Source organism: Mycobacterium gordonae, from assembly GCF_002101675.1.
GTDB classification, from domain to species: Bacteria; Actinomycetota; Actinomycetes; order Mycobacteriales; family Mycobacteriaceae; genus Mycobacterium; species Mycobacterium gordonae.
This window is the reverse complement of the sequence record NZ_LQOY01000014.1, coordinates 56,064-76,628: the sequence shown is the minus strand read 5'-3', so window position 1 is coordinate 76,628 and position 20,565 is coordinate 56,064. Positions and strand designations below refer to the sequence as shown.

Annotated in this window: 24 protein-coding genes; 11 read left to right on the top strand and 13 right to left on the bottom strand. The window is 65.3% G+C overall.

What is annotated here, in order from left to right; translation table 11 throughout:
* Positions 1–39 precede the first annotated feature (39 nt).
* From AWC08_RS01745 to AWC08_RS01735, 3 genes are all read left to right on the top strand, one after another.
* On the top strand, positions 40–624 hold the full coding sequence (locus AWC08_RS01745) for a TetR/AcrR family transcriptional regulator (RefSeq protein WP_065137660.1): 585 nt from the start codon (positions 40–42) through the stop codon (positions 622–624).
* Between the two features lie 98 nt (positions 625–722).
* Positions 723–1,208, top strand: coding sequence for a hypothetical protein (locus AWC08_RS01740; RefSeq protein ID WP_142283362.1), 486 nt, complete (start codon positions 723–725; stop codon positions 1,206–1,208).
* A gap of 63 nt (positions 1,209–1,271) precedes the next feature.
* The gene (locus AWC08_RS01735) at positions 1,272–1,748 is read left to right on the top strand and encodes a VOC family protein (protein ID WP_065137662.1); all 477 of its coding nucleotides are present in this window, start codon (positions 1,272–1,274) and stop codon (positions 1,746–1,748) included.
* Positions 1,749–1,765: 17 nt separating this feature from the next.
* Here the strand turns inward: AWC08_RS01735 and AWC08_RS01730 are convergent, their stop codons facing one another.
* The 4 genes from AWC08_RS01730 to AWC08_RS01715 form a co-directional block, all read right to left on the bottom strand.
* The gene (locus AWC08_RS01730) at positions 1,766–2,941 is read right to left on the bottom strand and encodes a thiolase family protein (RefSeq protein ID WP_065137663.1); all 1,176 of its coding nucleotides are present in this window, start codon (positions 2,939–2,941) and stop codon (positions 1,766–1,768) included.
* Positions 2,941–3,345 (bottom strand): Zn-ribbon domain-containing OB-fold protein, encoded by a 405-nt coding sequence (locus tag AWC08_RS01725; RefSeq protein WP_065137664.1) that lies wholly within the window; start codon positions 3,343–3,345, stop codon positions 2,941–2,943. The genes AWC08_RS01730 and AWC08_RS01725 overlap by 1 nt, the downstream gene beginning before the upstream one ends.
* 5 nt (positions 3,346–3,350) lie before the next feature.
* Complete coding sequence (locus AWC08_RS01720) at positions 3,351–4,151, bottom strand: SDR family NAD(P)-dependent oxidoreductase (protein WP_142283361.1); 801 nt, start codon at positions 4,149–4,151, stop codon at positions 3,351–3,353.
* Positions 4,152–4,250: 99 nt separating this feature from the next.
* Positions 4,251–5,030: an SDR family NAD(P)-dependent oxidoreductase gene (locus AWC08_RS01715; RefSeq protein WP_232007775.1), complete on the bottom strand. Its 780-nt coding sequence runs from the start codon at positions 5,028–5,030 to the stop codon at positions 4,251–4,253.
* Between the two features lie 357 nt (positions 5,031–5,387).
* On the opposite strand from AWC08_RS01715, the gene AWC08_RS01710 reads away from it, so the two are divergent.
* Both AWC08_RS01710 and AWC08_RS01705 read left to right on the top strand, forming a co-directional pair.
* Positions 5,388–5,687 carry an aldehyde dehydrogenase family protein gene (locus AWC08_RS01710; RefSeq protein ID WP_082986832.1) on the top strand — a complete coding sequence of 100 codons (300 nt, stop codon included), beginning with the start codon at positions 5,388–5,390 and terminating at the stop codon, positions 5,685–5,687.
* 67 nt (positions 5,688–5,754) lie between these two features.
* A complete protein-coding gene (locus AWC08_RS01705; protein WP_065137666.1) occupies positions 5,755–6,366 on the top strand; it encodes a TetR/AcrR family transcriptional regulator in 612 nt (203 codons plus the stop codon).
* A 9-nt stretch (positions 6,367–6,375) separates the two neighbouring features.
* On the opposite strand, the gene AWC08_RS01700 is transcribed toward AWC08_RS01705, so the two are convergent.
* Both AWC08_RS01700 and AWC08_RS01695 read right to left on the bottom strand, forming a co-directional pair.
* On the bottom strand, positions 6,376–7,659 hold the full coding sequence (locus tag AWC08_RS01700) for a DUF427 domain-containing protein (RefSeq protein WP_065137667.1): 1,284 nt from the start codon (positions 7,657–7,659) through the stop codon (positions 6,376–6,378).
* 16 nt (positions 7,660–7,675) lie between these two features.
* Positions 7,676–8,446, bottom strand: a complete 771-nt coding sequence (locus tag AWC08_RS01695) for an SDR family NAD(P)-dependent oxidoreductase (RefSeq protein ID WP_069433046.1) — start codon at positions 8,444–8,446, stop codon at positions 7,676–7,678.
* A gap of 103 nt (positions 8,447–8,549) precedes the next feature.
* Here AWC08_RS01695 and AWC08_RS01690 point away from each other — a divergent pair, with 103 nt between their 5' ends.
* The gene (locus AWC08_RS01690; RefSeq protein WP_065137669.1) at positions 8,550–9,359 is read left to right on the top strand and encodes an SDR family oxidoreductase; all 810 of its coding nucleotides are present in this window, start codon (positions 8,550–8,552) and stop codon (positions 9,357–9,359) included.
* Positions 9,360–9,364: 5 nt separating this feature from the next.
* Here the strand turns inward: AWC08_RS01690 and AWC08_RS01685 are convergent, their stop codons facing one another.
* From AWC08_RS01685 to AWC08_RS01655, 7 genes are all read right to left on the bottom strand, one after another.
* Complete coding sequence (locus AWC08_RS01685) at positions 9,365–10,510, bottom strand: acyl-CoA dehydrogenase family protein (protein WP_232007776.1); 1,146 nt, start codon at positions 10,508–10,510, stop codon at positions 9,365–9,367.
* Positions 10,494–11,147: a nuclear transport factor 2 family protein gene (locus AWC08_RS01680; RefSeq protein ID WP_065137671.1), complete on the bottom strand. Its 654-nt coding sequence runs from the start codon at positions 11,145–11,147 to the stop codon at positions 10,494–10,496. Before AWC08_RS01680 ends, AWC08_RS01685 begins: the two co-directional genes overlap by 17 nt.
* The gene (locus AWC08_RS01675; protein ID WP_232007777.1) at positions 11,144–12,775 is read right to left on the bottom strand and encodes a class I adenylate-forming enzyme family protein; all 1,632 of its coding nucleotides are present in this window, start codon (positions 12,773–12,775) and stop codon (positions 11,144–11,146) included. The genes AWC08_RS01680 and AWC08_RS01675 overlap by 4 nt, the downstream gene beginning before the upstream one ends.
* 13 nt (positions 12,776–12,788) lie before the next feature.
* Entirely contained in the window at positions 12,789–13,559 is a 771-nt protein-coding gene (locus AWC08_RS01670; RefSeq protein ID WP_065137672.1) for an enoyl-CoA hydratase-related protein, read from the bottom strand.
* Between the two features lie 71 nt (positions 13,560–13,630).
* A complete protein-coding gene (locus AWC08_RS01665) occupies positions 13,631–14,380 on the bottom strand; it encodes an SDR family NAD(P)-dependent oxidoreductase (protein ID WP_065137676.1) in 750 nt (249 codons plus the stop codon).
* Complete coding sequence (locus AWC08_RS01660; RefSeq protein WP_069433047.1) at positions 14,370–15,002, bottom strand: TetR/AcrR family transcriptional regulator; 633 nt, start codon at positions 15,000–15,002, stop codon at positions 14,370–14,372. Before AWC08_RS01660 ends, AWC08_RS01665 begins: the two co-directional genes overlap by 11 nt.
* 2 nt (positions 15,003–15,004) lie before the next feature.
* Positions 15,005–15,832 (bottom strand): MaoC/PaaZ C-terminal domain-containing protein, encoded by an 828-nt coding sequence (locus tag AWC08_RS01655; RefSeq protein ID WP_065133417.1) that lies wholly within the window; start codon positions 15,830–15,832, stop codon positions 15,005–15,007.
* Between the two features lie 117 nt (positions 15,833–15,949).
* Here AWC08_RS01655 and AWC08_RS01650 point away from each other — a divergent pair, with 117 nt between their 5' ends.
* Genes AWC08_RS01650 through AWC08_RS01630 form a run of 5 tightly spaced genes read left to right on the top strand, consistent with a single transcriptional unit; the run spans position 15,950 to position 20,487 of the window.
* On the top strand, positions 15,950–17,023 hold the full coding sequence (locus AWC08_RS01650) for an LLM class flavin-dependent oxidoreductase (RefSeq protein ID WP_065133418.1): 1,074 nt from the start codon (positions 15,950–15,952) through the stop codon (positions 17,021–17,023).
* A gap of 29 nt (positions 17,024–17,052) precedes the next feature.
* Positions 17,053–18,522: a class I adenylate-forming enzyme family protein gene (locus tag AWC08_RS01645; protein WP_083271046.1), complete on the top strand. Its 1,470-nt coding sequence runs from the start codon at positions 17,053–17,055 to the stop codon at positions 18,520–18,522.
* Positions 18,519–19,691, top strand: coding sequence for an acetyl-CoA acetyltransferase (locus tag AWC08_RS01640; RefSeq protein ID WP_069433049.1), 1,173 nt, complete (start codon positions 18,519–18,521; stop codon positions 19,689–19,691). Before AWC08_RS01645 ends, AWC08_RS01640 begins: the two co-directional genes overlap by 4 nt.
* Positions 19,688–20,095 carry a Zn-ribbon domain-containing OB-fold protein gene (locus AWC08_RS01635; protein ID WP_083271047.1) on the top strand — a complete coding sequence of 136 codons (408 nt, stop codon included), beginning with the start codon at positions 19,688–19,690 and terminating at the stop codon, positions 20,093–20,095. Before AWC08_RS01640 ends, AWC08_RS01635 begins: the two co-directional genes overlap by 4 nt.
* A complete protein-coding gene (locus tag AWC08_RS01630) occupies positions 20,092–20,487 on the top strand; it encodes a nuclear transport factor 2 family protein (RefSeq protein ID WP_069433050.1) in 396 nt (131 codons plus the stop codon). The genes AWC08_RS01635 and AWC08_RS01630 overlap by 4 nt, the downstream gene beginning before the upstream one ends.
* Positions 20,488–20,565: the final 78 nt, after the last annotated feature.

Here is a 20,565-nt window from a genome sequence, read left to right as displayed (position 1 = left end):
ATAGCATCGCTATCGGTCCTAGCGATGCTATCTTCTGGTATGCCTGTCGAAGATCGTCGTGCACGTGAGAGGGCCGCGCGGCAGCGGCTGATTGTCTCGACCGCGCGCCGGCTTGCCGAGGCCGAAGGGTGGGACGCCGTCACCACGCGCCGGTTGTCCGCCGAGATCGAGTACAGCCAGCCCGTGCTGTACGCGCACTTCACCAACATGGACCAACTCGCGCAGGCCGTCGCCCTCGAAGGCTTCGGCGAGCTGACCGAAAAGTTGCGCACCGCACGCACTGGCGCCACGACGAGCACCGACGCACTGAGACGGTTCGCGCGCGCCTACGTCGACTTCGCCCGGGAAAACCCCGGGCTGTACGACGCGATGTTCACTCGGGCGACCACGTTGCACTTCGCCGATGACGACACCCCGCCCGAACTAGAAGCGGCCTTCACCGAACTCCGGGAGGTGGTAGCTGCACTTGACGGACACCGGGACACCGACACGCTCGCCGAGGTGCTCTGGTCAGCGCTGCACGGACTGGTCAGCCTCGCCCGGAACCGCCGACTGCGTCCGGGCTTCGACACTGACCGCATCGACCTGCTGACCGAGCAGCTTTGCCGGCCCGAACCCTCCTGAACTGCCCCGGCTACCGGCGTTTTATCGAAGGCGTAAAAACCGCCGCACGGGGTAAACACACGTGTAATAGACGCTCTGCAGAACCGGAGGGCTGCACGGTGAGGTGGGTACTTGGTGTCGTGGGCGCCGCGGCGGTGCTCGGATCGCTTTTCGGGCTTACGCTGCCGCTGTCATTGCAGGCCGTCGATCGCAGCGGTGCACCCATCGCCTGCGGCACCGGCTTCCACCCAGACCATCGCCGCGCGGCACGCGAAGACGCCGTTAATCGCGATCTGCACACCGGCTTTGGCGCACACTACGAACTCAGCGACTACCGGGCTCAGTGCGATGCCCTGGTATCCGCCCGACGGAACATCTCGGTCAATGTCGCGGTGTTCGGTGGTGCGTTGCTCGCCACCAGCTGCCTGCTGGCCTTGCGAGCGGCGGGCTACATCGAGCTGTCCCGCCCCAGCGGTAGTCGGCCCACGCCGACGAAGCAGCCTGCGGGTCAATGGCTCGTTCCGTCAGCGTCGCCGTCGGCCGTGCGCTATCACGATGATCTGAGCACGGCCCTCGCCACCATCGGCATCCGCCCCCAGCACTGAGCCGACACGCCTGCGAGTACAACGGAAGGCGAGGAAAGCCAGTCTGTCTCGAAGGGTGCCGCAATGGGCCAACAGCCTGCGATCACAGTGCAGAACTTCTCCCACATCTGCGTCGGCGTGTCCGACATCGAGACATCCCGGGCGTTCTATACCGCGGTCCTGGGCATGGACGTCGTGTTCGACGTGGAACTCGAAGGGGCCGGGCTGGATTCGGTGACCGGCGGGGCCGCGCAGCACGGCCGTATGGTCGGCGGGCTCATCGGTGACGTCATGGTCGAGTTGCTGTCGCTCGGCTCCGTTCCCGCAGGGCCGAGTGGCCCCCACCTCGGGTACACGAACATGTCGTTTCGCGTCGACGACCTCGACACCGCCTACGCCAACGTCCGACGGCAGCATCCTGATGTCCACGCGGAACCGCCCGTCGATATCGGCGGCGTCCGGATGTTCTTCGTTCAGGACCCGGACGGGACACCGATCGAGATCATCGAGCTGCCCGGCGGGGCGTCCTGCACGGTGCAGCTCTGGCGGCCCCAGACCTGACGTCCTCGCCGAGTGGCCTATGCACGCCGCAACAGCATCGCGGTAGTGCCACTGTTGGCCGCGCCGACGCCGACCGCTGCCAGTCCCGCACCATCGACTTGCCGGGCCCCTGCCTCACCGCGAATCTGGAGACAGGCTTCGTGAAGATGACCGAAGCCGTGCAGTCGGCCACCGGACAGCTGACCCCCGGCCGTGTTGATCGGCAGCTCGCCACCCAACGAAATGCGACGCCAATCGGCGACCCAGTCACCCGACTCGCCGACAGCACAGAAGCCGAGATCCTCCAGCCAGCACAACACGAACACGCTGAAGCCGTCGTAGAGCGAAGCCATGTCGACGTCGGCGACGGTGAAATCGGTTCGCTCCCACAGCGACAACCAGCGAGAGCTGATCCTGGTGATGTCTTGTCCGGCCTCCCAAGTAAAGCGGTCGTGATGAGCACAGTCGAGCGCCTCGCAGACCAGGGCCGGATGGTCGAGACCACCGGCGTGCTCGGCCCGCGAAATCACGAATGCGGTCGCACCGTCGCAGGCGATGTCACAGTCGAACAAACACAGTGGGTCCGAGATCATCCGGGCGCTCAGGTAGGTCTCGATGTCTATCGGATCGGTGTAGATTGCGCACGGGTTATGGGCTGCATGGGACCGCTGCGCGATCGCGATCGAAGCCAACTGCTCGCGGGTCAGACCATAACGGTGCATCCTCGTCCGGATCTGCAGCGCGGCCAAGTTGGCCGCCGTCGCGCCAAAAGGCACCTGCCAGGCCAACATTCCACCGGGTCGGCCCGCGCCGGCGCCGTACCCCCGTCGCGGGCCGGCGCCCTGCGCGGTGCCTTCCCAGATGCTCCGCCAACACAGCACGTGGTCGGCGAGTCCGCTGGCGACGGCCATCATCGCGTCGACGACCGCTCCGAGCTGGCCGGGTGACTCCACCCCTCCGGCAACCCAATTCGGCTTGAGGCCCAATGCGTCGTGAATGTCACGCAGCGAGGCCCCGGAGAATCCGAGTCCCGGTTGTGAGGAGCCGGGATAGGTGGTCAGTCCGTCGATGTCGGCCAGGGAGAGGCCCGCATCGACTACCGCGTTCTCGCATGCCTCGACGGTGAGGGCGAGGCCATCCCGACCGAGCCGGCGGCCGATCGCGGACTGTCCGATGCCGCTGATGATGACGCGCTCGGTCAGCGGGCTCGCCATCACCGCTCCGGCTCGAACAACGGCACGTAGATCTCGTCGTCTCCGTCGACAAGTCGATCGAAGACAACGCGCACGGTCATGCCGGCGACGAGCGCACCGGCATCGGCGTTGACCAGATTGGTCAGCAATCTCGCACCCGGGTCCTCGACCGGGTTGACGAACGCGACGATGTACGGCGGCGGATACCCGGGAAACCACTGATGCCGGTTGACTGTCCATGATTCGAGCCGGCCGCGGCCGCTCAGGTCAACCCAGTCCAGCCGCGCGTGGTCGCGTGGGCAGCGCAGCGCCGGTGGGTGACACAAGCGCGCACAGCCTGTGCAACGCTGCATGCGCAGTGCGCCGAGCGCGCCGCCGGTCCAGAAGGGCATGCTCAACTCGGTCGCCGCAGGCATCGGTCGCATGGCCGTTACCCGAAGACGCCAGGTGACTGTGAGTAGTCGACCGTGGATAGTTCGGTCATGCCGCCATCGATGTGCAGCACCGTTCCGGTCACGAACGCCGAATCATCACCGGCCAAAAAAGCTACCGCAGGGGCGATTTCGGTATCGGGATCTGCGCCCCGCTTCATCGGCGACGCATCGGCCGTTCGGGTGTAGTTGTCCCACTCGGTCCCGATCATCTTTTGCTGCACCTCCGTCAGGGCGAAGGGGCAGACAGCGTTGACCCGAATGCGATGCCGGGCCCACTCGTTCGCGGCGACCTTCGTCAACGCTGCCACGGCGCCCTTGGCCGCGGAATACGGTGCTGTGTAGGCAATTCCGGCCAGTGCGGAGCCCGACACGAAGTTGATCACCGAGGCCCGACCGGATGCCCGCAGGTACGGAAAGCCGATCTGCATAAAGCGAAAGGTTGCCTTGGGCCCGGTAGCTTCCGAAAGCTCCCAATCCTTTTCGGTGACCAGCTCCAGCGCCTTGGGCATCGCGAAGAATTGCGCGGCGTTGACCATGACGTCGATGCGACCGTCGCCGTTGTCCGCCGCCTGCTGCACCGCTATCTCGATGTCCTCGCGGCGGGCGACGTTCGCTCGGACAAAGGACGCCTGACCATCCTTCAGGCGGATCTGCTCGACGGTCTCGCGCGCCTTGTCCTCGTTAAGATCGACGATGGTGACGTAGGCACCCATATCGGCCAGCCGGTGGGCGATCGCGCGGCCGAGGCCCTGCGCTCCGCCGGTGACCAAGGCTTGCCTGTCCACCAAACCGGTCACGACCACTCCTTCGCCCTGCAAAGTCGGATATAACACTTGAACATATTTCGTTCATCTATTCAATGTGACCAACGCTCCACGATGTGTGGACGCGGCCGATCACACCCGCTGGCCCCCGGTCACGAAGATGTCCTGTCCTGTGATCGCCGAAGCGGCATCCGAAGCGAGCCAGACCGACACGTCGGCCACTTCCCCGGATTCGACCAGCCGCCCCAGGGCGTTCCCAGCGGTAATGCGCTTGCACGCTTCGTCGATTTCCACCTGCTGCTGGGCCGCCTGTCTGGCGATGTAGCGGTCCAGCAGCTCGCCGGCCACCGCACCGATCACGAGCGTGTTCACCCGGATCCCTGCCGCGCCGACCTCCAGCGCGAGCGTTTGACACAGCGCGCTCAGCGCCAATTTAGAGGCGGCATAGTGTCCCTTCCCGGGACGTACCGACCGTGCGGCGGCCGACGACAGAAACTGTATGTTGCCGCTCCCGCGGGATATCATGTTCTGCCGCAACACCTCCCGTGACAACATGACCGGGGCCAGCAGATTGGTCGCCAACACTTCCTGCCAATTGGCTGCATCCGCTTGGCTGATTGGCTGATCGGCGCCAGGAATTGCCGCATTGTTCACAAGCACGTCGAGGCGACCGAAACGCGCCACAGCCCGCGTGACGACATCCCGGCACTGCTCCTCATCGCGAATGTCGGCAACCAGCTGCAACGATTCACCACCCTCGCCGCCCACCAGTTGCGCCGTCTGCTCCAGCTCGGCTTCCCGGCGAGCAACCAGGGCAACGGACGCACCAGCCCTGGCATACCGCCGGGCCAACACCCGCCCGATACCGCCACTCGCGCCGGTGACCATGGCTACCCGTCCGCCCAGCGCCAATGCGGCACTATTCGACGTCGTCGATTGAATCGGCTGCACCTCACGTCCTACGCCGGACACCCAGGCGGCTCTACACAAGTACAGATACTGTACTAGTGTTATGCATGTGAGCGCAATTTCGATGCTTCCCCACCTGTCGCGCGTGACGCTGCCACGACCGCAGATGTTCATCGACGGCTCCTGGGTCGACGGACAGCTCGATCCGGTGCAGCACATTCATCCGGCAAGCGGTGAAAGCATTTTCGCTGCCCCAACGCCGACCGAACCGCGGTCGATGCCGCCGTCACGGCGGCCCGCACCGCCTTCGACAACGGCCCCTGGCCCCGTCTCCCCGGGCGCGATCGGGCCCGTTGCCCAATCTTCGGTCCGGTCGTGTGCGTGTTCCCCTTCGCCGACGAGGAGGCTATCGAGTTGGCCAACGACACCCGGTACGGCTCGGGAGCCGCGGTCTACACCCGCGATATCAGCCGTGCTCTGCGGGTCAGTCGCGCGCTGCGGGCGGGCAACGTCGGCGTGAACTCATGGACACTGCAACCCCACGCACCGTTCGGCGGGATGAAGGAATCTGGCGTGGGACGCGAGAACGGAAAGGCAGGATTGATGGAATATCTCGAGACCAAGACCGCGTTCATCGGCCGACCTAGTGGTGTGCCGTAACACTAGGACATCATTTGTCACGTAGCATCGACTAGCGAAAGTATCTGGTCACAGGCAGAGGAGCGTCATGTCAACGGATCGAGTCGCTGGCGAGGTCGACGTCGCCGACGAGTTCGACCGTCGCGAGCAGATTTTGGACGCCGCCAACGAGTGTTTCAGCCAACTGGGCATTGGGCGCACCAGTGTGCAGGACGTGGCGCGGATGGCCAAGGTCTCCCGCGGCACCATCTATCGGTACTTCGTCGATCGCGATGTGCTCATCGAAGCCGCCATCGAGCATGGCGCTCAACGCTTCTACCGCGAGGTCGCTGCGGCGATGGCCGGAAAGAGCACGTTGGCCGAACAGCTCGGTGCCATGGCCCAGACGCACGCGACGATTCTTCTCGACCACCGCACCCGCAACCGGTTGATGGCCGATGACGCTGAGCTGATGCGACACATGATCGCCGATGGTGACAGCGCCGTCCGGCGCACCACGAGGTTTCTGGAACCGTATGTGCGGGACGCGCAGAAGCGTGGCGAGGTCGGCGCCGGCGTCGACATCACCGCTGCCAGTGAATGGTTGGCCCGGATCGTGTACTCGTTCTCGACGGTCAATCAGGGACTGAGCTTTGATATGACCAAGCCGGAGACGGTTCGGCAGTACGTGGAGAAGTTCGCGATCAACGGGTTGCGCTGACCTTTCTCCTCACATCGCCGTGCCGCTGTCTCTACCCATGGCTGCCGGCTCTACCGCGAATTCACGCACCATCGCCTGGACGGTGTACGACGCCGCCAGTCGCCCGTCCCGGGTAAACACCCGGCCATCGCCCTGGGCCAGCCCACGGCCCGACCAGAAGGCGCGATTGCTGTAGAGCAGCCATTCCGTGATATCGACGTCGTCGTGAAACGCGACGTCAGCTTTCATTATTCCGGTCGAAAGCGTTATGTGCGCGCGCGCTTCACCCAGTCCGCGGTGCGGCCGCATCGCGGCCGCGATGGTCCAGTGCGTAGTCGACTGGGCAAGCAGGGCAGCCCGCAGGTACGGCTCGCCGGGATCGTCGCGGAAGCGCACCCACGCGTCGATGACGGGCGGCCCCAACCGGTCCGGGTCGGGGTCGTATGCCGCCTCGACCACGCGAATCTCCCGGCCCGTCATTCCGAACCCGGCGAACGGCACCGCCGCCTCAGGCCCTGGCAGGTCCGGCATCGGTTCCACGTCGCGCATGACGTCATCCGCTCCGGAGTCTGCCAGCACAATCCCAGCGCTTCGCAAGACGCCGTCCTGGGCGATCCTGACGTGCGCCGACGAGAACACTCGCCCGCGGCGAAGCGTCTCCACGGAGATGTTCACCGGCGCGTCGAAGGATGCCGACTTGACGAAGATCATGGAGGCTGAAGTAACCCGCTGCCCCACAAATGTTTTGGACGCAGCGACGACGGATTCGGCCAGCAGTTGGCCACCCTCGACGACATTGCGGCGGGTCGGGCCGTGCGCCGGTCCGAGGAAGTGGCCGGCCCCGGTAGGCACCACATCGATGAGCCGGCGCAACTCCGTCGCGTCACCCCACAACGGAAACGCGATGGTCACCGTCGAGCCGTCCGGCCAGTGTTCGAGCACCACCACCCGCAGCGACTCCTGGTAGAACGACACATGCCCGGCGATCGCCGCCACCTCGGCCAAAGGTGTGCGGTAGCTCCAGACGACATTCTCGATCACCGGATCCGCGGCAACCAGATTCCAGTAGGCCGCTCGACCCTTGAACGGGCACACGCTGCTGTAGTCCGAGGAGGCGAGATGTTCCCAGTGCACAGCGGATTCCGGAAAATACAGCCGATCAATGTGATCGGTCTCGGTGACCACCAGGCAACGGTCGCTTTCGGCGAGGAGCACATCGCCGAACCAGACCTGAGCGGTGTGGCCGCACGGGGTGGCCTCGATCCGGTAGCCGGGGTGATCGGGCCACGCCGATCGGACTTCAGCAGTCGTCATCGTCGGTACTTCCCGTTTATACACATTCTCGCGGCGTCACCAACGGTGAGGCCGGCCGCAGGACAAGGTTTTCCGGTCCGACCCCCGGGAAGTCCAGCACGCTGGCGAACATTCCCGCCAGCACGTCGGCGACATCGTCGGGCGTCATCATCGTCTGTTGCAGGAGACCCCGGGCGATCCATTGCTGCACGGCGACACCGAGCAGGTCGGCGTCGAACGCCGCCGTGAATTCGGTCGGCACGGTTCCACCCACCGTGACATTGCAGAACCGAAACCCGGGATGTTCGGTACGCCAAGCGTTCATGCTCTCCGCGAGCGCCGCCTTGCTGCTCGAATAGGCACCCAGCGCCACCCGCGGCTGCCCGACGGTCTCCGAGGTCATCGTCGCCACCAGCGCGGCCGGCGCCAGCACCGGCAGGCAGGCTTTTATGGCGCGGTGCACAGCGACGACATTGGTCTGCAGCACGTCGAACCATTCGTCGGGCGACGTGTCGGCGAACATGCGCAGCGGCGCGTAGCCGATGGAAACGAACAGCAGATCGATGACGCCGAGCCGTTCCCGGGCGGCGTCGGCGATGCGCGCGCAGTCCTCGACACTGCGGGCGTCGGCGGCAACGGATGTGCCGCAACCAGCTTCAGCGACCACTTCCGCCAATCGGTCCGCCCGGCGTGCCGCGGTAACCAGGCTCGCACCCTCCTTACCGGCGCGTACCGCGAATGCCCGTCCGATTCCTGCCGAGGCGCCCACGACAACGACGCGCTTACCGGCCAGCGTCCGTTCAGCCATGGCGCCCTCTCTGCTGCGGTTCGCGCCGTCCCCTACCGTATGCGTTGAAGAACAATAATACACAATATGTTTAGTTGAATACGACCTCGGAAGGGGATGCGACATGGATCTCGGGGTCTCGGGTGCCAACTTCGTCCTGGTGGGCGGCACTACCGGTATCGGATTCGCCGCCGCCGAACAACTGGCTGCGGACGGCGCACATGTCGCTCTGTTGGCCCGCGACGAGGATCGCGCCCGCGCCCGCGCAGCGCGCCTGGCCGACGAGCACGGGGTTCGCGCCGTGGGCATCGGGGTTGACGCGGCCGCCACCGGCGACGGGATGGCCCGCGCGGTCGAGCAGGCGGCCGCCAGTCTGGGCCCGCTGCGGGGCCTCGCGGTCACCGCCGGACCGATGAAACAGCAAGGGCCGTTTCTCGAGCATGCCGACGACTCCTGGGACTGGTACTACCAGATGATCCTGATGGCGACGGTGCGCTCCTGCCGGGCGGTAATACCGCATCTGCAGCGCAACGGCGGCGGAACGATCGTGACAACAGCTGCCTATTCGGTGCGGGCGCCCAAGGTGCTGATTCCGCCGTACAACGCGCTCAAGGCAGCTGTGCTGACCCTTTCCAAGATATTGGCGAAAACGCATGGAGCCGACGGCATTCGGGTCAACACGGTATGCCCGGGACTCTTCGACACCGAGGTCAACGACTTCATCCGGGCTCAGCGCGCGGCCGAGTACGGGGTGCCATTGCAGGACGCGATCTACACCCACCTGTCCAGCAACCCGGACTGGAACATGCGGGTGGCGCTCGGGCGGGGCGGCAGGCCGACGGAAGCGGGAGAACTGATCGCTTTCCTGCTCGGCGAGCGCGCCGCGTACCTCACCGGTGCGGCGATCAACATTGACGGAGGGACCGACTTCTGAGTGCCTCAAATGCCAATCAGGTCCGCGAGTAGTCCCCGGTGAAAGGCCGCATCACCCAGCAAGTGTCCCGACGACCTGGCGCGTTTGAAGTACAGGTGCGCGGGATGCTCCCAGGTGAAACCGATGCCACCGTGAATGTGGATATTGGCCGCGGCGGCGCGTGCGTACGCTTCCGAACTGCAGGCCTTCGCCATTGACGATGCGGCCGGCAGTTCCTCAGAGAGGGCCGCAGCAGCCCGTAAGGCGTAATAGGCCGAGCCACGGGCACATTCGACATCGAGATAGATGTCGGCGCATTTGTGCCGGATCGCTTGGAATGATCCGATCGGCTTGCCGAACTGTCTGCGCACCTTCGCGTAGTCGACTGCCATCTCCAGGCATCGTTGCGCCCCGCCGACCTGTTCGGCTGCCAGCGCTGAGGCGCCCAACGCCAGAGTCCGGGCCAGAACCGGCCATCCGTCACCTTGGCGCCCGATGAGTTCGGCTGGGGTGGCGTGGAACTCGATGTGCGCCTGTTTGCGGGTCGGGTCGAGGGTCGACAACGGGCGGCGCACCACCGTGTCGAATTCGTGCACCGCAAACAGCGATATGTCGTCACCGCTTCGGGCGGCCACGAAGATCAGGTCGGCGCTGCAGCCGTCCAGGACGTAGGTCTTGACTCCGTCCAGCACCCAGCGGTTGCCATCGCCGTGCGCGGGTGCCTGGATGCTGTCGGGGTGCCAGCGGCCCGACTCCTCGACGACTGCCACGGTCGCCACCGTGGAGCCGGCGGCGATGCCGGGCAGGTAGCGCTCCTGCATTGCGTCGTCGCCGGCGTGCATGAGCAGGCTGGCGGCCAGCACCACGGTTGCGAAATACGGTGTCGGAAGCAGGCATCGGCCCAGTTCTTCGGTAACGATGCCGAGTTCGACGAAGGTGAAGCCCTGGCCGCCGAGTTCTTCGGGGATCGCCAGGCCGGTCAAGCCGAGCTGGCCGGACATCTGATGCCATACCTGCGCGTCGTAGCCCACCGGAGGCTCCAGCTGGCTGCGCACCGCGGCCTCGTCGGCTTTGGCCTCGAAGAACGAACGCACCGTGCGACGCAACTCGGTGTGGTCATGGTTGAGCGCGAAGTTCGTCGCATCGCCGGACATGTCAGATGCCGCCGTCATGTCGGCCAGTAGGGTCCACCCGCGGCGTGTCCTGTCCGCGACGCAGGGTCTGCAGCCAGCAACCCACCGCTGCGGGGGCCGGCACGGGGTGGTCGAAATGTCCGGGATCGGCATTGCGGAAGGCCTCCCACGACGGAAAGGCGTGGTGGAAGGTGCCGTCATGGGTGGTGGTGCCGGGCCAGCGCATCTTGGCGGTACCCACGGGTGGATCCGTGATGTCGCTCTGATACCAGAACAGCGGTGTCCGGCGGGTGAAATACCATTGCCCGGAACGCTTTTCGTAACTGTCCAGGTAGGCCAGCAGCTCGATGACCCACGCTGATCGGGTCTCCAGGTCATTGCGGGAGTACACCAGACCGGTGGCCCGCTGCGCATCGTGGACGTCGATGACGTGGCCCAGGACACCGTGAGCGCTGCCGAGCAGCAGCGATCGCCGGATCTGCGTGTCGTACCACCGCCGCAGAGCTTCGCGCCCGCGCCGCTTCCCCGGGACGCCGACGTCGTCCACGAACAGGTTCACCAACGCGTCGAAATCGCGCATATCCAGCGCCACAGCGTATTTGGCGGCCAGTTGGCGTATCTCGTCCAGTGCTTCCAATCGAGCGATCCGCGCCTCGAGTGCCGCCATGTCCGTCATGCCAGCTCCCCTGCAGCCACCAATTGGGCCAGCCGGGCCTTGTCGATCTTGTCGGTCGTCGTGTACGGGAGCTTCTCGGGTCCGGCAAGGATCACCCAGCGCTTCGGAACCTTGTACGCGGCCAACGCCTTCCGGCAGGACGCGGTCAGGGTGTCACGGTCAGCATGAACTCCTTCGTTGAGGATGACCACCGCGCACACGACGGCGCCCTTCTCCGCATCGGGTACCCCGACGACATAGGCGATCCGCACGCCGTCGGTCTGGGCGATCACCCTCTCGACCTCCACCGGTGCGACATTGGCGCCCGAGGTCTTGATCATGTCGTCCGTGCGTCCGGTGAAGTACAAATGCCCGTCGTCGTCGAGGTAGCCCGCGTCCTTCGTGTGATACCAGCCGTCGATGTCGAACACATCGGTGCGCTGGCGCCCGACCATCCCGCGCATCATCGCCACTCCCCGCACGCAGATTTCGCCCACCGTGCCGTTGGGTACCTCGCGGCCGGAATCGTCGACGATCTTGTGTTCGTAGCCGGGCGCGGAGACGCCCAGCGAGCCCCGCTTGCTCTCGGGCACCAATTCGTGCGGTGGCCACCACGTGTGTGAGCTGCACGTTTCAGTCATGCCGAGCTGGGCCACCCGCAAGGTGGGATCGGGCACCCGCAGCTCCGGCGCCAGCAGCACCTGCTGGTAACCGTCCCGGAGCGTCGACAAGTCTGTGCCGGCGAAGTCGGGGTGATTGACCAGCGCCGGACCGACGTGGCCGAAACCCGTGGTATAGGTGGCGCGTTCGGAAGCGAGTAGTCGCAGTACCTCACCCGGATCGAACCTGTGCTCGGTGAGGATCGTGACTCCGGTTTGCATCGGCCCCAACAGCCCGAACACCAGTCCCCCGACCCAGAAGAACGCCATCGGGATGTAAACCCGGTCATGCGGCTTCCAGTCGTGCTGGGTGGCGATGAATCGGGAGTGCGTGATCGCGGTGGCGTGCGTGTGGATGATGCCCTTGGGATCCGACGTGCTGCCCGAGGTGTAGATGACCACCAGATCGTCTGCCGGCCGCACCGTGGACTCCGCTGCGCGCAGAAAGGCCTCTGACAACGGTTGCGGCCAGGCACTGGGCCAGCTGCGCTCGGTGTGACCGAGCGCAAAGACGTTGCGTAGCTGCGGAAGTCGCTCCAAAGCGAGTTGACCACCCGAGCTGGCGACTTCGCCGATCGCTTCGGTGATCCGGGCCAGCATGTCTTTGCCGAGCAGCGAGTCGACCGATAACAGGGTGTGGATGTCGGCGTCACGCAGCAGCCAGCGAAGCTCTGCGGGCTGGAAGAACGTATTGATCGGCACCGCAACCGCACCGATGCGGGTGGTGGCCAGGAAGGCGACGACGAAGTCCGGTCCGTTGGGTGCCATCACCCCAACGCGCACGGCCTTGGTGACGCCCGCAGCCAGCAAACGGCGGGCCAATTCCGCCGAGCGGGCGTCAGCCTCCGCATAGGTAATCCGCTCGATCCTGCCATCGCCGGTCGAGGTGACGATGAAATCGTTACCGCCGTGGGAGGTAACCACGGCGTTGAGCATCGCGGTAACCACCGGTGGGTAGGGCATCGGCTCGTAGCTGAACGAGCGGTTCACCGCACCGCCGCTTTCACTGCACGACCCAACGCGGCTCCCGTTTCTCGGCGAATGCGACCATCCCTTCTCGATAGTCCGGGTGGGTCAGCTGGTGCTGCAGCACGTAGCGGTAGGCGACATCGTTGGCGGCGTGCAGTCCGACATCCAGACTGGCCCACATCGCCTTGATCGATGCCTGCACGGTCCCGGGCGACAGCTTCGCGATGTCAAGTGCGATTTCGCGCGCCCGGTGTTGAAGTTGGTCGCCAGGCACGACTTCATTGATCAGGCCGATGTCGTAGCCGCGTTGGGCGCTGATGCGGCCCTTCTTGGTCATCAACCCCAATTGCATGACCATGGACAGCGGCATCCGGCGCAGCAGCACCGCGGGCTCGAGCGCGAAGACATTGCCGACGGCAAGGTGCGTGTCGATCAGTTCGGCATGGTCGGCCGCGATGATCAGATCGGCGTCGGCGACTTGATGCAGACCACCGCCGACCACCATCCCGTTCAGCGCACAGATGACGGGCTTCCAGACGTTGTGGTGCAGACGGGAGCCCGGGACCTTGTTGCGGATGCCGCCCTCGGCAGTAGCCCGGATGTCCTGTCCCGCAGAGAAAGCCCGGTCACCGGCACCGGTGATGATGGCGACCCGGATCCCGGGGTCGTCGCGCACTCGCGCCCACGCCATGCCCAATTCGGTACGGGTCAGATCGTCGGTGGCGTTGAGCCGCTCCGGGCGGTTGATGGTGATCGTGGCGACGTGCTGGCTGACGTCGAACAAGATCCGTTTCAAGTTGTCCACGTCATCTCCTGCACGCAACGATCTCACCTAAACACTAAGTCATCAAATGTCACATTGTAACGCAGCCGCTGTTATGGCATCCATTGGCCGCCCGAGACCGAGATCAACTGCCCGGTGATGTGTTTGGCCGCGGGAGAACACAGGAATGCGACCACGCCTGCGATGTCACCGGGGTCCCCCAGCTCACCGGTCAGCGTGCTCTGGCGCATCGTCGCCAACTCCTCGTCGGTCTTCCGCGACAACAGCCACGGCGTTGCCGTGGTACCCACGACGACCGTGTTGACTCGAACGCCCAGTGGACCCAGTTGCACGGCCATCAACCGGCTGAGCCCTTCCACCCCGGCCTTGGCGGCCGCGTAGGCAGGGGGGCCGGTGCGCACCCCATGCGCGGAGACGGAACTGACGTTGACGATTGCCCCGCGACCTTCCGCCACCATTTGTCGCGCGGCTACCTGACCGACCAGGAACGTGCCTTTGAGATTGACGTCGATGATGCGGTCCCAGTCCTCCTCCGATTGGTCCAAAAAGGTTGCCGGTAGCGTCATTCCGGCGTTGTTGACCAGGGCGCGGACCGGACCGTGGCGGTCGGCCAGCTCGCTCAGCGCACTCTGCACCGCGGCGCGATCGGTGATGGACAGTTGCATCGGCAACAACAGTCCCTGCCGTGCCGCGTCCGAATCTCCCGCTTTGGCAATTGCTTTGGAGTTGACGTCGAGTACGCCCACCCGGTGACCGGTGGTGATCAGCTCGGCCACGATGGCTTCACCGATGCCCCGTGCCCCGCCGGTGACGATCGCCAGGGGTAGCGCCTCAACCGACACGCCGACCTCCGGCGCCACCCGCGGCTTGTTCGATCGCGCTGATGGAGGGCCGGACCAGTTCCACGGATTCAGCCATCAACCTGCGCAGGTCGGCCGTCCCCCCGCCGGCCACCCACACGTCGATTGCGGCGCGGTTGGCACTGTTGATCAGCGTCGCGGCCAGCCGCGGGCGCAGGTCGGGCTCGGTGCCGCTATTGAGCCAGCGGGCGACTTCGGCGGTGAGTTGGTCGATCCAGTCCTCGTTGATCCGCAGCATGGTCGCACGCAGTGCGGGCATGCGGTGATACATCCGCGCACGGGCCAAGAAGATCTCCGGCGCCTCGGTAATCGCTTGCGCCACAGCCGAGGAGGCGTCAGCGAGGGCCTCCCACAGAGACGTGGACGGCTGGGCAGCGGCGGCGCGGAATCGGCGGGTTGCCTCCTCCAGCCGCTCGGCATAGCCGTCGAAGAGTATGTCGTCCTTGGCGGTGAAATGGTGGAAGAAGGTTCGCGGTGCCACCCCCGCGGCAGCTGAAATCTGCTCTATGGTGACCGATTCGTACCCGTGCGCGGCGAACAGCTCGATGGCCGCCTGAATCAGCGCCTGGCGGTTCCGTAATCCGCGGGCTCGTCGTTGATCCATGCTCAGCCTCCTGCCAGTCTGGCGTTTCCGGAGCTCAGCGCCACGACGTCGCCCTGCAACGTCCTGAATTGCACGTCGTGACCGTTTCGCCACATCTCGGTCCGCAGCTCAGCACCGAGGCGCACCGGTTTGGAGAATCGACAACTCACCGACGTCAGCGCCTGAGTATTGCCGCCGCCGATCTCATTGATCAAGGCTCTCGCGGCGAATCCCAGTGTGCACAGCCCGTGCAGAAAGACGTCATCGAAGCCGAATTTGCGCGCTGCCGCCGGGTCGATATGCAACTGATTGCGGTCTCCGGACAACCGGTAGATCGCGGCCTGTTCCGGGCAGATCATGTCGTGCCATACCGCATCTGGGACATTTTCGGGGACCGGATCGGCGCTGGGAGGGCGCGGGCCGCCGAATCCCCCGGCCCCGAGCACCATGGTCTGCGAACGAGCGACGAACAAGGTGCCTTCGGCATCGGATCCCCGCCCGGTCACCTCAACGGCTGCGTGCTTACCGGTGTCCCACACCGCCGACACCTCCGCCTGCACCGTGACTTCACCGCTCGGCCCGATCGCGCGGTGCAGTTGCAGCGATTGCGCCGAGTGCACGATCGGGTAGGTACCGAGGTCCAAGACGCTGCGCAGATCCTTGACGGCCCACCAGTTGGCGATCAGGGCGAAGGTGGGCAGAACCGCGGGTCCCTGCGTCTCGTTGAGTAACGACAGTTCGGCCGGTGGACGGGCCCCCACGCCCAACGCGTACAGGATCACGTCCGTGTCTTTCCAGCGAAATGCTCTCGGGCGCAATGCGGTTCCGACCATCGATTCGCCGAGGGCCATTCAGCCTCCTGCTGTACGGATTGACGCTATCTGTCTCATCGTGCAGTATAGTGGCAGTTACTGCAACTACTTTGTGGACGGCGTTCACCGGGAGAGCCGGGGGACGGGAGGAACGGCATGCGATTCGGCGTATTCATTCTCGGCGACAAGCCCAACCATCTCAGCGACCGGGAAGTGCTGGCGAACGTGCTTCAGGAAGCGCGTTGGGCCGAAGAACTGGGTTACGACGAGGTCTGGCTGGCCGAACACCACTTCTCGCCCTACGGAATGCTGGCCGACCTCCCACAGATCGCGACGGCGATCGCCGCGCAAACCTCGCGCATTCGGATCGGCACAGCGTGCATGGTTGCGCCGTTCCACAGCCCGATCCAGTTGGCCGAGCGGATCGCGCTGGTCGACGCCCTTTCCGGCGGCCGGTTTGACGCCGGGTTCGGGCGTGGCTACCAGTCACACGAATTCAAGGGCTTCGGTGTCTCTATGGATGAAGCGACCGGGCGATACCAGGAGTGCGTCGAGATTGTGAACCGGCTGCTGACCGAGGAGAACGTCACCTATCACGGCAAGTATTTTGCGGTCCAGGACGTCACCATTTTTCCGCGACCGGTGCAGCGGCCGGTGCCGGTGTGGGGAACGGTGATGAAGACTCCGGCGAGCTTCGAGTGGTTGGCGGACAAGGGTTTCGGCGCGATCATCGGCAATCCCTACCAGGTGGATCCAGATCTGCAGGGCGCACTGGACATCTACCTCGATGTGCAATCCAAGAAGGGGCTTGATGCCGCCACCGGCAACGTCTGGGCGCTCCTCAACGCGTTCTGCCACCAGGACGACGGGTTCGCCCGCAGCTATCCCAGGGACAGCGTCGAGCTGTCGATCCAGACCCATCGCAAGTATTCCAACCCCTTCGAGCGGGGCGGCGAGATACCGGCCGATTACAAGGCTTACTCAGACTGGTTCGAGAAGCACGACAAGCAGAGTTACGAGCAGGTACTGAACTCGCACCTGACCCTGATGGGCGACCCCGACCGCATCGTGGCCAAGATGCGCACGGTTATCGACATGGGTTGGCGCAACATCATGTTGCGCATGTCCCGCGGCGGCGCCATGGACCGGACCAAGGTCTACGAGTCGATGAAATTGTTCGCCCAAGAGGTGATCCCGGCCGCCACCGAGCTTGCGGCCGCCGCAGTTTGAGTCAGCGACTCGGCGATCGCCTACGCGACGTGCTGGCGCTGGATCCGTCCGCGCCCGCCATCGAATACCAGGGCCGCTGGACGGACTGGCGAACCCTGGCGAATATCGCGTCCGATGTCCAAAACCATTTGGTAGCAGCGGGCTTGACCGACGGAACGGCAGTCGGACTGGTATTGCGGAATCATCCGGCGATGGTCGGGGCCATGCTCGGCGTGCTCCTCGCCGACGGTTGTGTCGTGACGATCAACCCATCACACGGTGACGCCGGCCTGGCCGCCGAGATCGCGGGCCTACAGATACCCGCGGTCGTCGCGTTGCCGAAGGACTGGCAGCGCCCCGGCGTCCGCGAAGCCGCGGCGGGCGCGCTCGGATTGCAGGTCTGCGCCGACCCGGCGGCCTGTCTAACCGTTGCCGGTCTGGAGCGGCCGGGCTCCGGGCCGTTTCGTGCCACCCAAGAAGGCCCCGATCGGGTCGCCGTCGAGATGCTGACCAGCGGCACGACCGGTCCACCCAAGCGAATCCCGTTGACGTATCGGTCTTTCGACCATACGCTGGCGGCGGCCGGCGCACATTACGGCTCCCACTCCGGCACGCAGGCCCGACTTCGGTCCGGAGTCGCCATCGTCTCCTCGCCCCTGGTTCACATGTCCGGGCTATTCCGTACGCTGCTGAATATCTGCGAAGGCAGGAAGATTGCGCTCCTCGCGCGCTTCCGAGTGCCCGACTTCGTCGACCTGGTGGTCCGGCACCGGCCCCGCGCGGTCAGTCTGGTGCCGTCAGCGCTCGTGATGGTCCTCGACGCCGAGGTGCCCCCCGAGGTGTTCTCCAGCGTCGAGGTAGTGACCTCCGGGACGGCACCCCTACCGGTGGATGTCCAGACGGCGTTCGAAGACCGCTACGGCGTGGCCGTGCTGCCGTCTTACGGCGCCACCGAGTTCGCGGGCGGGGTCGCGGGTTGGAACCTTGCCCTGCACCGAGAGTGGTCCGGGAGAAAGCGCGGCAGCGTGGGCCGGGCGCAGCAAGGACGTGAGATCCGCATCGTGTCCGTCCCGGATGGCACCGAAGTGGCTCCCGGGCAGCAGGGTCGCATCGAGGTACGAACCACGGGCGGGCAGTGGGTATCCACGACCGATCTAGGACACCTCGACGCGGACGGGTTCCTGTTCATCAGCGGCCGCATTGACGACGTCATCATCCGCGGCGGCTTCAAGGTGAACCCTGCCGACATCATCGCGGTGTTGCGCACTCACCCGTCGGTGCGTGACGCCGGCGTCACCGGCTTGCCCGACGATCGGCTCGGGCAGATACCGGTAGCCGCGGTCGAGTTGGCCTGCGGCGCCGAGGTGACCGCCGAGCAACTGCTGGACTTCTTGCGCGATCGGCTCAGCCGGTATCAGGTCCCGGCACGGCTGGTCGTGGTCGATGAGTTGCCACGAACCCCGTCGTTGAAGGTCAGCCAGCCGGGAATCCGCGAACTATTCCAGGAGGCGCAGGCGTGACAACTCCGATCCGCGGCGCGGCCGCGATTGTCGGTGTGGCCGATGAGGTTTCGCCGTCCGGGGTGATCGACGTTGCGCTGCGTGAACTCGAAGCTCGCGTGATCAGGGCGGCACTGACCGACGCCGGTTTGTCGCTCCGCGATGTCGACGGGCTGTGCACGTGCACCGGCGGCACGCTGATGCACTCCGTCGAATTGGCCGAATACCTCGGAATTGCACCGAGATTCACCGATGCCACCCAGACCGGAGGCGCCGCCTACGGGCTCTATGTCGAACATGCCGCCGCGGCAATCGCCGCCGGGGCGGCAGAGACGGTGGTGATCGTCTACGCATCCACTCCCCGTGCTGCCCGCAAGCGCGGCGAGAAGGGCCTCGGGGTGTTCGCCACACCCGAGCGTTTGGAGTGGGAAACACCCTATGGCGTCATGCTGCCGATCAGCGCCTACGCGCTGGCCGCCAATCGGCACATGGCGACCTACGGAACCACCGCCGAGCAGCTGGCCCAGATCGCTGTCGACACCAGGCGCTGGGCCGAGATGAATCCGCGCGCCCACCTGCGTGACCCGATCACCATCGACGACGTGCTGGCATCGGGTTTCATCGCCGAGCCGATGCACAAGCTGGAGTGTTGCCTGGTCACCGATGGTGCCGCGGCGATCGTGTTGACCAGCGCCGAACGGGCCCGCCGGCTACCCCGGCCGCCCGTACTGGTGCTGGGTGCCGCCTCGGCGGCATCCCACGCGATGATCTCGCAGATGCCTGACCTGACCGTGACGCCCGGAGCGGTATCGGGTCCGGCGGCGTTCCGGGCTGCGGGCCTGACCCCGAGCGAGGTGGACGTGGTCGAGCTGTATGACTCGTTCACCATCACGGTCCTGCTCGCGTTGGAAGATCTCGGCTTCTGCGCCAAGGGAGACGGCGGACCCTTTGCCGGAAGCGGTGCGCTCGGGCCGGGCGGCGCCCTGCCGGGTCAGACCTCAGGCGGCGGTCTGGCCTACACCCATCCCGGAGCGTTCGGAGCGTTTCTGCTCGTCGAGGCCGCGCGTCAGTTGCGTGGTGACTGCGGCGAACGGCAAGTGCCCGGTGCGCAGACCGCGCTCGCTCACGGCACCGGTGGCGTGTTGTCGGCGACGTCCACCGTCATCCTCGGAACGGAGGCCACTCTATGACCGAGACGGCACCGGTACCCCAACCCAGCTCTGTATCGGCAGCGTTCTGGGAGGCGACCCGACGTCGCGAGCTGACCATGCAGCGCTGCGGCTCGTGTGGTCGCCTGGTGTGGTATCCGCGCTATGTGTGCCCGAACTGCGGCGCGTCATCGCTGCAGTGGGAGAAGCTGAGCGGCAACGGGGTCATCTACGCGGTCAGCGTGCATCACCGACCCGCATTTGCCGCATTGGCCGACAAAGTTCCGTATTCGGTGGTGCTGGTGGATCTGGACGAAGGGGCGCGAATGATGTCCAACGTTTTCGGTCGCGTACCGGAAGTCGGCGACCGGGTCGAGGTCAGCTGGCTCGGGCTGGACGACGGCCGCAACCTCGCAGTCTTCCAACCGCGATCCGAGCCGCGGTGAGCGGAAACGCCGCGTTGCGGAGCATCCGTGAGGACGTGGTCTTGCGCCATGTCGCTGCCGAAAACGACCGCGACATTGACGCGGCAATGGCCACCTTCACCCACCCGCGTTACGAGATCATCCCCACCGGAATGGTTTTCGACGGAGAAGAGCAAGTACGAGCGATGCTGCTCCGCCAGTGGGCACAGCCGGTGAAGCTGCAGTACCGCGCCGAAGCCATCTTTCATGGCGATAACGGCGTGGTCGTGGAAACCCGAACTACCGCACCGGGAACATCGATCGACATGCTCAGCATGAATCTGTTCGGCTTCGACGGGCAGGACCTCGTCCTGGAGCGCTGCTACTTCGATCGGATGCTGGTGGCAGCGCAGCTCAATGGCGAACTCGCCTGAGCGTAACCGCGAACCGAGCTTCGTGAGGCAGCCACTACACGACTAAACACATTTCGTCTTATTGTATACTCATGCGGA